Here is an 11,845-nt window from a genome sequence, read left to right as displayed (position 1 = left end):
TCCTTACATTCGGACGAAGGGTTGACACCTTTCTCCGGCGGCCGGAAAAGTGGCCGCCATGACCTCCTCCTCTCCCGCCCTGAACCGCATCCGGGTCGGCTCCGCCCCCGACTCCTGGGGGGTGTGGTTCCCCGACGACCCCCGGCAGGTCCCCTGGCAGCGCTTCCTCGACGAGGTCGCCGACGCCGGATACGAGTGGATCGAGCTGGGCCCTTACGGCTACCTCCCCACCGACCCCGCCGTCCTCGCCGCCGAGACCCGGCGCCGCGGGCTGAAGGTCTCGGCCGGCACGGTCTTCACCTCCCTGCACCACGGGCCCGCCGTCTGGGACCGGACCTGGGCCCATGTCTCCGACATCGCAGCGCTCACCCGGGCCATGGGCGCGGAGCACCTCGTCGTCATCCCGTCCTTCTGGCGGGACGACAAGACCGGCAAGGTGCTCGAGGACAGCACGCTGACCGCGCAGCAATGGCGCGATCTCGCCGCACAGACCGAGCGCCTGGGCCGCGAGGTGCGCGAGCGGTACGGTCTGAAGATCGTCGTCCATCCGCACGCCGACACCCATGTGGACACCGAGGAGAACGTCTGCCGTCTGCTCGACGCCACCGACCCCGACCTGGTCTCGCTCTGCCTGGACACCGGCCACTACGCCTACTGCGGCGGCGACAGCGTCAAGCTGATCGAGACCTACGGCGAGCGGATCGGTTATCTCCACCTCAAGCAGGTGGACCCCGAGATCCTCGCCGAAGTGGTCGCGGACGAGGTGCCGTTCGGACCTGCCGTGGCCCGCGGGGTGATGTGCGAACCGCCCGCCGGCGTCCCCGCGCTGGAGCCCGTGCTCGCGGCGGCCCAGGCTCTGGACGTGGAGCTGTTCGCCATCGTCGAGCAGGACATGTACCCCTGCCCGCCGGACAAGCCGTTCCCCGTCGCCGAGCGCACACGACGCTTCCTGCGCTCCTGCGGCGCCTGAAGCACCGTCAGCGCCGCCGCCCGTACGGCCGGGGCGGGCTTCGACCGGGGCGGGCTTCGGCCAGGTTTGTCACCAAGCCACCACAGTTGTCTCTGTTTCACTCCCCTTTTGTCACAGTCCGTCAACATCCCTGCCCCGCACGGTCACGCCGAGTCCGCACCGGGGCACAGGCTGAGTGATCTCACTGATCGCCGAGCATCCGCGCCGCAGCTCCCCCGACGGCCCCCCGCGCCGCCGCTGCAGCGCGCGCAGGGAGGTGCCGCCATGACCGACAGAAGGCTCTGGTCGTACAAGGAGATCGCCGCGCACATCCGGGTGCAGCCGGACACGGTCCGCTCGTACCGCAAGCACGGCCACTTGCCCGCGCCCGACCATGTGGAGAGCGGCAAGCCCTACTGGTACGCCGACACCGTCCGCTCCTGGGCGGCCAACCGGCCGGGGAACCGCATCCGCAGGGACTGACCCGGGCCGACCCGACGGCACACCCCCCGGGCCCCGCTGCGGCGGGGCCCTTCACCATGACTCCTCGCCCTCGGACGGCAGGGCGGCCCGCTCCCGCATCTCCGCCCCGGCCCGGCACCTGAGCGCCAGCAGCGGGAACACCAGCACCGACACCATGCCCGCACCGACGAGCGCCGCCGCCTCACCCGTCGTCATCGCCCGTGCGTCTACCGCGAGCGCGGTGATCGCCACGACCAGCGGCAGCGCGGTGGAGCCGTACAGCACCAGCGCCGCACGGTCCCGCCGTACGAAGTCCCGAGGGGCCAGCAGCCACATCGGAGCGCCGCGCACCAGCAGGAACAGCGCCAGAAAGCCGGGGACGAGCAGCAGTTCCCGACCGCCGTCGAGCAGCGAGTCAAGATCGAACTCGATGCCGGTGACGATGAAGAAGACCGGCACCAGAAACCCAAATCCGACACCCTCCACCTTGCCCAGCACCTCCCTGCTGCTCTCCGGGGCCGCGCCGGCCAGCACCAGCCGGGTGATCAGTCCAGCGGCAAAGGCCCCGAGCAGGACGTCCAGCCCGAGCGCCTGCGCCGCCCCCAGCATCAGCGCGAGCATCAGGAACACCAGCCGGACCGCGAACTGTCCGCTCGTGTGCAGCGTCGCCGCGATCAGCCGGGAGAACCACGGCGGACGGGGCCGCAGAGCCCAGAACACCGCCCCGGCGGTCAGCGCCGCGAACACCACGAGCAGCACCGTCGACTGCCCCGGATTCCGCCCGCTGAGCAGCAGCGCCATGGCGATGATCGGCCCGAACTCCCCCACCGCGCCGAACGCCAGCATCACCGGGCCGAAGGGGGTTCCCAGATCACCCGAGTCGCGCAGCACGGGCAGTACGGTCCCCAGTGTCGTGGTGGTAAGCGCCGTGCCGATATAGACGCCCTTGCTGAAGCCGCCGCCCGCCAGGAGCCAGCCGATCGCCAGACCTGCCCCGAGGGTGATCAGCCAGGCCCAGAGGGACCGCCGCAGGGTGTTCCGGCGGACCCGGCCGAAGTCGGTCTCGTACCCGGCGAGAAAGATCAGCATGGCCAGGCCGAGTTCCGAGAGCCCGTCGACCAGGGGGCTGGATTCGGCCCAGTCGAGGACGTCGGGCCCGATCAGCACGCCCAGCAGGATCTCGAAGATGACGAGCGGGACGGGCATCCAGCGCCCGACGCCGTAGGCCAGCAGCGGCGCGAGCACCGCGATGGACATGATCAGGATCAGCGTCCCCGAGTACGACATGGGAGGTATCTACCATTTTCAAAGGCTCGGTTCGCGGACACGCGGACGACCGGGCAAGGGTTCGCATTTATACCCCCTAGGGGTATAGAGTGTGAACGGCGGCGCGCTCGTATGCGTATGAGTCACCGTGCACCCGCCGCGCCCCGCACACGCCAGCGAACGACGACAGCGAACAGCGTCACCGCCTCGAAGAGGAGATTCGCCATGACCGCCGAGACGAAGACCGTCACCACCGTCTACCAGGTCAGCGGAATGACCTGCGGCCACTGCGAGGGGGCGGTCACCGGCGAGCTCTCCGCGCTCGAGGGGGTCGTCTCGGTCCAGGCCGTCGCCGCCACGGGTCAGGTCACCGTGGTCTCCGACGCGCCGCTGGACGAGTCGGCCGTGCGCGAGGCGATCGACGAGGCCGGCTACGAGCTGACTGCGAGCGCCTGAGTCCCGACGGGCTCCAGAGATCCCCTGAGGCCGAGCCGGCACCACAAGCGTCCCGGTTTCACCCCTTCATCACCTTTCCCCATGGCAGGCCCGGCCTTGCCATGGGGAAAGTTTTGCGTTCGTGTAACTACAAGTGGGTCACAGGACCTTCACAAGGAGACCTAGATCACAGATATTTGGGGGTAACCATTCAGGCTCGTGGCGAGTCTAAGTGGGCGATGCCAGGAACGTCTTGGGGGACGTTCATGGGATGTCTTGGGGGACGTCCCAGGCAAGCGTAGGCCGGGGCACGTGCACCGGGGAGCTTTGAGCGGCCCTCCCGTACGTACGTACCCCGGCAGACCGCGCGCGGAGCTTCCGCGCCCGGCCAGACGCCCGGCCGGATCCCGTGGGGGGAATCCGCTCCGGGATATGGAAGCGCCCCGCCGTCCGACCCGTGGGGGGATCGGCTGGCGGGGCGCTTTCGGCCAGCGGCGGCCTGCGGCTCAGCGGGCCTCGACGGGGACGAAGTCGCGCAGGACCTCGCCGGTGTAGATCTGGCGCGGACGGCCGATGCGGGAACCCGGCTCCTTGATCATCTCGTGCCACTGGGCGATCCAGCCCGGCAGCCGGCCCAGCGCGAACAACACCGTGAACATCTCGGTCGGGAAGCCCATGGCGCGGTAGATCAGACCCGTGTAGAAGTCCACGTTCGGGTAGAGGTTGCGCGAGACGAAGTAGTCGTCGGAGAGCGCGTGCTCCTCCAGCTTGAGCGCGATGTCCAGCAGCTCGTCGGACTTGCCGAGCGCGGAGAGGACATCGTGCGCCGCCGCCTTGATGATCTTCGCACGGGGGTCGAAGCTCTTGTAGACGCGGTGGCCGAAGCCCATCAGCCGGACGCCGTCCTCCTTGTTCTTCACCTTGGTGATGAAGGAGTCGACATCGCCGCCGTTGGTCTGGATGCCCTGGAGCATCTCCAGCACGGACTGGTTGGCGCCGCCGTGCAGCGGACCCCACAGGGCGCTGATGCCCGCGGAGATCGAGGCGAACATGTTCGCCTGCGAGGAGCCGACCAGCCGCACCGTGGAAGTGGAGCAGTTCTGCTCGTGGTCGGCGTGCAGGATCAGCAGCTTGTCCAGCGCCGCGACCACGACCGGGTCCGGCTCGTACTCCTGGGCGGGGACCGAGAAGGTCATCCGCAGGAAGTTCTCCACATACCCGAGGTCGTTGCGCGGGTAGACGAACGGGTGGCCGATCGACTTCTTGTAGGCATACGCCGCGATCGTCGGAAGCTTGGCGAGCAGCCGGATCGTGGACAGATGGCGCTGCTTCTCATCGAACGGGTTGTGGCTGTCCTGGTAGAACGTGGACAGCGCGCTGACCACGGAGGACAGCATGGCCATCGGGTGGGCGTCGCGCGGGAAGCCGTCGAAGAACCGCTTGACGTCCTCGTGCAGCAGCGTGTGCTGGGTGATCTCGTCCCGGAACGCGGAGAGCTCGTCCACCGTGGGCAGCTCTCCGTTGATCAGCAGATACGCCACCTCGAGGAAGGACGAGCGCTCCGCGAGCTGCTCGATCGGGTAGCCGCGGTAGCGCAGGATGCCCTGCTCGCCGTCGAGGTAGGTGATCGCCGATTTATAGGCGGCCGTATTGCCGTAGCCGCTGTCCAGGGTCACCAGACCGGTCTGGGCTCGGAGCTTCCCGATGTCGAAGCCCTTGTCGCCGACGGTGCTCTCAACCACCGGGTAGGTGTACTCACCGTCCGCGTACCGCAGTACTACAGAGTTGTCGCTCACGTCATCCCTCACCGACGTAGTGCCTCTTCTTAGAGGTGCCCTGACTGTCTCTACCATCCCCCATTTGGCTCAGGAGAGTGCACTCGGGGTCGACCATTGGGCTAATCGGCGGCACTGAGTGCCGCCAACCTGCTCATCTTGCCCCGTTCGCCCTGGTTCCGGAAACCGGGGGCGGCGTTTGCCACTCCTTGGGGGACCGTAGGGGTCGCCCGGGCGACGGGTGCGCGCCCGTCAGCCGGCCGGCACGGACACGGGCACGGCCAGTCGGCTGTCGAGCGCTGTAAACCGTCTACCCGCGGACACCGTGCGCACCGCCTGTCCTATCGCCTTTCGTGAGCCGACCAGCACCACAAGCTTCTTGGCACGGGTCACGGCCGTGTACAGCAGATTGCGCTGGAGCATCATCCAGGCTCCCGTGGTGACCGGGATCACCACGGCCGGATACTCACTGCCCTGCGAGCGGTGGATGGTCACGGCGTAGGCATGCGCCAGCTCGTCCAGCTCGTCGAAGTCGTACGGCACCTCCTCGTCCTCGTCGGTGAGCACGGTAAGCCGCTGGTCGTCGACGCTGAGGGAAGTGACGACCCCGACCGTGCCGTTGAAGACGCCGTTCTGCCCCTTCTCGTAGTTGTTGCGGATCTGGGTGACCTTGTCGCCGACGCGGAAGACCCGGCCGCCGAAGCGCTTCTCCGGCAGATCGGGACGGGCAGGGGTGATCGCCTGCTGGAGCAGGCCGTTGAGCGTGCCGGCGCCGGCGGGGCCGCGGTGCATGGGCGCGAGCACCTGCACATCCCGCCGCGGGTCCAGGCCGAACTTGGCGGGGATGCGCCGGGCCGCCACATCGACCGTCAGCCGTCCCGCCTCCTCCGTGTCGTCCTGGACGAAGAGGAAGAAGTCGGCCAGTCCGGTGGTGACGGGCTGCTTACCCGAGTTGATGCGGTGGGCGTTGGTGACGACGCCCGACTGCTGCGCCTGGCGGAAGATCCGCGTCAGCCGGACGCTGGGCACCGGCCCGCCGTCGGCGAGCAGATCGCGCAGCACCTCCCCGGCGCCGACGCTGGGCAGCTGGTCCACATCCCCCACCAGCAGCAGATGCGCACCCGGCGCCACCGCTTTGACCAGCTTGTTCGCCAGCAGCAGATCGAGCATCGACGCCTCGTCGACCACCACCAGATCGGCGTCCAGCGGCCGGTCGCGGTCGTAGGCCGCGTCGCCGCCCGGCTTGAGCTCCAGCAGCCGGTGCACGGTGGACGCCTCGGCGCCGGTGAGCTCCGCAAGCCGCTTGGCGGCCCGGCCGGTGGGCGCGGCCAGCACCACCTTGGCCTTCTTGGCGCGGGCCAGCTCCACGATCGAGCGGACCGTGAAGGACTTGCCGCAGCCCGGGCCGCCGGTGAGCACCGCGACCTTGCTGGTCAGCGCCAGTTCGACCGCGGACTGCTGTTCCGGCGCGAGCTGCGCGCCCGTACGGGAGGCGAGCCAGTCCAGGGCCTTGTCCCAGGCGACGTCCTGGAAGGCCGGCATCCGGTCCTCCTCGGCGCGCAGCAGCCGGCGCAGCTGGCCGGAGAGCGACAGCTCGGCGCGGTGGAAGGGGACCAGATACACGGCCGTCAGCGGTGTGTCCCCGCCGTCCGGGGCCGGGACCTGCTCCCGCACCACGCCTTCCTCTTCGCCGGCGAGTTCGGCGAGGCACTCGATGACCAGGCCGGTGTCCACCTGGAGCAGTTTCACCGCGTCGGCGATGAGCTGTTCCTCGGGCAGGAAGCAGTGGCCCTGGTCGGTCGACTGCGACAGGGCGTACTGCAGTCCTGCCTTGACCCGCTCGGGGCTGTCGTGCGGAATGCCCACCGCTTGGGCGATCTTGTCGGCGGTGAGGAAGCCGATGCCCCAGACGTCGGCGGCGAGGCGGTACGGCTGGTTCTTCACGACCGAGATGGAGGCGTCCTCGTACTTCTTGTAGATGCGGACGGCGATGGAGGTGGAGACGCCCACGCCCTGCAGGAAGACCATGACCTCCTTGATGGCCTTCTGCTCCTCCCAGGCCGCGCCGATCAGCCTGGTCCGCTTGGGTCCAAGGCCGGGCACCTCGATGAGCCTGTCCGGGCGCTGCTCGATGACGTCGAGCGTGTCGATGCCGAAGTGGTCCACGATCCGCTCGGCGATCCTGGGGCCGATGCCTTTGATCAGCCCGGAGCCGAGATAGCGGCGGATGCCCTGGACGGTGGCCGGGAGGACCGTGGTGTAGTTCTCCACGGTGAACTGCTTTCCGTACTGGGGGTGGGAGCCCCAGCGGCCCTCCATGCGCAGCGACTCGCCCGGCTGCGCGCCGAGCAGAGATCCGACGACGGTGAGCAGCTCGCCGGAGCCGCGGCCGGTGTCGACGCGGGCGACCGTGTACCCGTTCTCCTCGTTGGCATAGGTGATGCGCTCGAGGACTCCTTCGAGCACTGCTGCGTTGGACATGCTCCGACGCTACCGCCGGGCTCCGACACCGCGGGCGACCTGTGGACAACCGGACGTGCCCGGGCGTACCCGGATGTGCCCGACGTACCCGTGCGGCTCCACGGGGACAACGGGCCCGGCCACACGGCCGGGCCCCCGCCTTCCCCCTTCCCCCCACTCGGCCGAGGCTCCCCGGATCCCCCCGGATCCACCCCCCGGGAACCTCGCCGACCAGTACGACCCATGTCACGCAGAAAGGGTTGCACGACTGCGGGGAGTGATTTTCCGCCACTTCCAGCCCGGACGCACGACGAGGCCGGTCCGCTGGGCGAACTGGGCGAGCTGGGCGAGCTGGCCGTCTTCAGCGAAGGGACCTGGCCGTGCTGGGAGCCCGAGAAGCGCCGGCATCCGCGGGCCGCCCCGCTGCCCGGGCTGTCCGCGGCGGGCCGGCGGCATCCGGGGCGGCTGCCGACCGCGACAGCGAGGTGACGGCGACGCCCGCGATGAGCAGCACGGCCGCCGCCCAGCCGAGCGGGCTGACCGACTCGTCGAGCACGAGCGCCGCCGCCGACATGCCGAAGACCGGCACGAGGAGCGAGTACGGGGCGACCGAGGAGGCTTGGTAACGCCGCAGCAGATATCCCCACGCGCCGAATCCGAAGACCGTGGCTCCCCAGGCCACATAGACGACGGCCCCCGCCCCTGCCCAGTCCAGGGAGCGCAGCGCCGCCGCCCCGGCGTCGGGCCCTTCGAAGAGGAGGGAGAGCGCGAGCAGCGGCAGCACGGGCACGGTGCACACCCAGACCATGAAGTTCAGCGCGTCGGGCGGGGCGGCCTTGCGGGTGAGGACATTGGACACGCCCCAGCAGGCGGCGGCCGCGATGACGAGGAGGAAGGCATGGAGGGGGCCGGTCGCGCCCTCGTCGACGGCGGCGAGGGCGATGCCGGCCAGCGCCGTCGCCATGCCCAGAGTCTTGGCCCCGCCGGGGCGTTCACCGAGCGCGGCGGCGGCGAACAGGGCGGTGAAGACGGCCTGGCTCTGCACGACGAGGGAGGAGAGCCCGGCGGGCATGCCCTGCTCCATGCCGAGGAACAGCAGCCCGAACTTGGCCACCCCCAGGACGAGTCCGACGCCGAGCAGCCATTTCCAGGCGACCTTGGGCCTGCCGACGAAGAAGACCGCGGGCAGCGCCGCCGCCAGAAAGCGCAGCGCGGAGAAGAGCAGCGGCGGAAAGTGGTCGAGACCCAGCTCGATGACGACGAAGTTCACTCCCCAGACCGCGGTGACGGCCACGGCGAGTGCCATATGTGCAGGGCGCATGGACCGAGGATCGCCTCCGCGCACTGTTTAGCACCAGCACGGATTGCTTCATGATTGGATGAAGCAGACGTCAGCAATCGGGCGGCAGCCGGCGGTTGCACCGGAGCAGGAGGCACGATGCTGGACCTCGGACGGCTCAGGGCGCTGCACGCCGTCTCCGTGTACGGAACGGTCGGCGCGGCCGCCGCCGCGCTCGGCTACACCCCGTCCGCCGTGTCCCAGCAGATCGCCAAGCTGGAGCGGGAGACCCGCACCACGCTGCTGGAACGGCAGGGGCGGGGCGTCCGCCTCACCGACGAGGCGCGCATGCTGGCCGGCACCGCCCGGCAACTGCTCGCCCTGGTGGAGGAGGCGGAGGTCCGGCTCGAAGAGCAGCGCGGCGTGCCGGCGGGGCGGTTGGCAGTCGGCTGCTTCGCCAGCGCCGCATGCGGGCTGATGCCGCAGGTCCTCGCCGAGCTGGCGCGCCGTCACCCGGCGCTGGACGCCCGGCTGACCGAGGTCGATCCGCATCTGTCGATCGGCCTGGTGGAGCGCGGGGCGCTCGATCTGGCCGTCGCACACGACTGGGACGTCGCGCCGATTCCCGCCCCGCCGGGGGTGGAGCAGGCCGTGATCGGCGACGACCGGTGCGATGTGCTGGTGCCGGCCGGCCATCGGTTGGCCGGGCGCGCCGCCGTGCGGCGCGCCGACCTCGGGGAGGAGCGGTGGATCTGCCAGCCGCCGGGGACGGTCTGTCACGACTGGCTGGTGCGGACGCTGCGTGAGGCGGGCTGTGAGCCGCTCCTCGTCCACCAGGCGGAGGAGTACCACACCCAGGTGGCCCTGGTCGCCGCGGGGCTCGGCATCGCACTGGTGCCCCGGCTGGGCCGGGGCTCGCTGCCGCCCGGAGTGGCGGCGGTGCGGCTGGAGCCGGTGCCGACGCGCCGGCTGTACGCCCTGTGGCGCACGGGCGCGGCCCGCCGCCCCGCGATCACTCAGGCGGTCCGCACGCTCCGGTCGGTCTGGCCGGCGGTCGCGTCGGCGGCGTAGGGCGGGCGGCGCCGGGGACGGGATGCGGCGCACAGCCAGGGCGGTGATGTTTCCGCGTGGCGCGTGCGGCGGCCCTTGCCACGGCATTGACCCGGCAGTAATTTCCGGTCACCCGTGAGGCTTGGAAGTTTCCTTCAACTACCTTGTCGCGCAAGGCCGGAAGGAGCACCCGTGCAGAGCCGGAACCTCTCCCGACGCACCCTTCTCACCGCCACCGCCGGAGCGGCCTCCGTCGCCGCCGTGCCCGCGCCGCACGCCGCGGCCGAGGAGCACACCGGGCGGCGCGGACGGCTGGAGCGGCTCATCGCCAGGATGAGCCTGGAGGAGAAGGTCGGCCAGCTCTTCGTGATGAGGGTGTACGGGCACTCCGCCACCGACCCGGATCCCGCCGACGCCGAGCAGAACCTGAAGGAGATCGGCGTGCGCACCGCGGCCGAGCTGGTCGCCACGTACCACGTCGGCGGGATCATCTACTTCACCTGGGCGCACAACACCCGCGATCCGCACCAGATCGCCGATCTGTCCAACGGGATCCAGCGTGCCGGGCTCGCCCAGTCGGCCCCCGTGCCGCTGCTCGTCTCCACCGACCAGGAACACGGCATCGTCGCCCGTGTGGGCAAGCCGGCCACGCTGCTGCCGGGCGCGATGGCACTGGGGGCGGGCGGTTCCGCAGCCGACGCCCGGCGAGCCGCGCAGATCGCGGGGGCGGAGCTGGCCGCCATGGGCATCCGGCAGAACTACGCCCCCGTCGCCGACGTCAACGTCAACCCCGCCAACCCCGTCATCGGCGTACGGTCCTTCGGCGCCGCCCCCCAGCGGGTGGCCGGCATGGTCGCCGCCCAGGTCCGCGGATACGAGAGCGGCGGGGTCGCCGCCACGGCCAAGCACTTCCCCGGCCACGGCGACACGACCGTCGACTCGCACACCGGCATCCCGGTCATCACCCACACCCGCGAGGAATGGGAGGAGCTCGACGCCCCGCCGTTCCGGGCCGCGATCGCCGCCGGGGCCGACGCCGTCATGACGGCGCACATCCAGTTCCCCGCCCTCGATCCGAGCGGCGACCCGGCGACGCTGTCCCGTCCCATCCTCACCGGCATCCTCCGCGAGGAACTCTGCTACGACGGAGTGATCGTCACGGACTCGCTGGGCATGCAGGGCGTACGGGAGAAGTACGGGGACGACCGGGTGCCGGTGCTGGCCCTCCACGCGGGCGCGGACCAACTGCTCAACCCGCCCGACCTGGCCCTCGCCCGGAACGCCGTGCTGGACGCCGTCGAGAGCGGCGAGCTCGCCGTCGAGCGCGTCGAGCAGTCCGTGCTGCGGATTCTGCGGCTCAAGGAGCGCCTCGGCCTGCTGCGCGACCCGTTTGTCTCCCACCGGGACGTCGAGCGGACCGTCGGCGCGCGGTCGCATCTCGCCGCCGCCGACCGGATCGCCGAGGAGACCACGACCCTGCTGGTGAACGAGGACCGGCTGCTTCCGCTGGGCCGCCGCGGGACGCGCACGCACCGCAGGCTGCTGGTCGTCGGCGCCGACCCCGCCTCCCCTTCCGGCACCACGGGACCCCCGACGTCCGTCATGGCCGGCGCGCTCAACGAGCTGGGCTTTGACGCCGTCTCCCTGCCCACCGGCACGTCCCCGGGCCCTGCGCGGATCGAGGAGGCGGCAGCGGCGGCGTACGGCCGGGACACGGTCATCGTGCTCACCTACAACGTCACCGCCGGCAGCTCCCAGCGCACCCTGGTGCAACGGCTGCTGGACACCGGGGTGCCGGTCGTGGCCCTCGCCGTGCGCAATCCGTACGACGTCGCCCAGCTGGCGGGGGTGCCCGCGGCACTCGCCTCGTACGGCTGGACCGATGTCGAAGTGCGGGCCGCGGCACGGGTGATCGCGGGCCGTGCGCAGCCCCGCGGACGGCTGCCGGCGCCCGTGCAGCGCGCCGACGACCCGGCGCAGGTGCTCTATCCGATCGGCCACGGACTCTCGTACGCCTAGGCCCTGTCGTTTGGATCAGGCCGGATCAGGGAGCGGGGTCTGGTGCCGTGCATCGCAAGGCGGAAGAAGGAGTCCATGCGGAGCATCGGCGACTGATGACAACGCAGCGAGGTGCGGTGCCAGGGCACGCGAGCCCGGCAAGATCCGAAC

Annotated in this window: 9 protein-coding genes; 5 read left to right on the top strand and 4 right to left on the bottom strand. The window is 70.6% G+C overall.

Annotation, left to right across the window (positions count from 1 at the left end):
* Positions 1 to 58: 58 nt before the first annotated feature.
* Together QCN29_RS23470 and QCN29_RS23465 are read left to right on the top strand one after the other, a co-directional pair.
* Positions 59 to 970 (top strand): sugar phosphate isomerase/epimerase family protein, encoded by a 912-nt coding sequence (locus QCN29_RS23470; protein WP_279930599.1) that lies wholly within the window; start codon positions 59 to 61, stop codon positions 968 to 970.
* A gap of 264 nt (positions 971 to 1,234) precedes the next feature.
* Positions 1,235 to 1,432 carry a helix-turn-helix transcriptional regulator gene (locus tag QCN29_RS23465; RefSeq protein ID WP_279930598.1) on the top strand — a complete coding sequence of 66 codons (198 nt, stop codon included), beginning with the start codon at positions 1,235 to 1,237 and terminating at the stop codon, positions 1,430 to 1,432.
* Between the two features lie 51 nt (positions 1,433 to 1,483).
* Here QCN29_RS23465 and QCN29_RS23460 read toward each other — a convergent pair whose 3' ends face one another.
* Positions 1,484 to 2,698: a cation:proton antiporter gene (locus QCN29_RS23460; protein WP_279930597.1), complete on the bottom strand. Its 1,215-nt coding sequence runs from the start codon at positions 2,696 to 2,698 to the stop codon at positions 1,484 to 1,486.
* A gap of 204 nt (positions 2,699 to 2,902) precedes the next feature.
* Between QCN29_RS23460 and QCN29_RS23455 the strand changes: the two genes are divergently transcribed.
* Complete coding sequence (locus tag QCN29_RS23455) at positions 2,903 to 3,133, top strand: heavy-metal-associated domain-containing protein (RefSeq protein WP_240135524.1); 231 nt, start codon at positions 2,903 to 2,905, stop codon at positions 3,131 to 3,133.
* 485 nt (positions 3,134 to 3,618) lie between these two features.
* Here the strand turns inward: QCN29_RS23455 and QCN29_RS23450 are convergent, their stop codons facing one another.
* The 3 genes from QCN29_RS23450 to QCN29_RS23440 form a co-directional block, all read right to left on the bottom strand.
* A complete protein-coding gene (locus QCN29_RS23450; RefSeq protein WP_279930594.1) occupies positions 3,619 to 4,908 on the bottom strand; it encodes a citrate synthase in 1,290 nt (429 codons plus the stop codon).
* Positions 4,909 to 5,139: 231 nt separating this feature from the next.
* Positions 5,140 to 7,368, bottom strand: coding sequence for an SF1B family DNA helicase RecD2 (gene recD2 / locus QCN29_RS23445; protein ID WP_279930592.1), 2,229 nt, complete (start codon positions 7,366 to 7,368; stop codon positions 5,140 to 5,142).
* Positions 7,369 to 7,708: 340 nt separating this feature from the next.
* Positions 7,709 to 8,668, bottom strand: coding sequence for an EamA family transporter (locus tag QCN29_RS23440; protein WP_279930591.1), 960 nt, complete (start codon positions 8,666 to 8,668; stop codon positions 7,709 to 7,711).
* Between the two features lie 117 nt (positions 8,669 to 8,785).
* Between QCN29_RS23440 and QCN29_RS23435 the strand changes: the two genes are divergently transcribed.
* Positions 8,786 to 9,697 (top strand): LysR family transcriptional regulator, encoded by a 912-nt coding sequence (locus tag QCN29_RS23435; RefSeq protein WP_279930590.1) that lies wholly within the window; start codon positions 8,786 to 8,788, stop codon positions 9,695 to 9,697.
* Between the two features lie 171 nt (positions 9,698 to 9,868).
* Entirely contained in the window at positions 9,869 to 11,695 is a 1,827-nt protein-coding gene (locus QCN29_RS23430; protein WP_279930588.1) for a glycoside hydrolase family 3 protein, read from the top strand.
* The last annotated feature ends 150 nt before the right edge of the window (positions 11,696 to 11,845 follow it).

Source organism: Streptomyces chengmaiensis (assembly GCF_029846775.1).
In the GTDB taxonomy this organism is placed as follows: Bacteria; Actinomycetota; Actinomycetes; order Streptomycetales; family Streptomycetaceae; genus Streptomyces; species Streptomyces chengmaiensis.
Note: the sequence above shows the minus strand (reverse complement) of the source record. Positions and strands in the feature narration are given on the sequence as shown.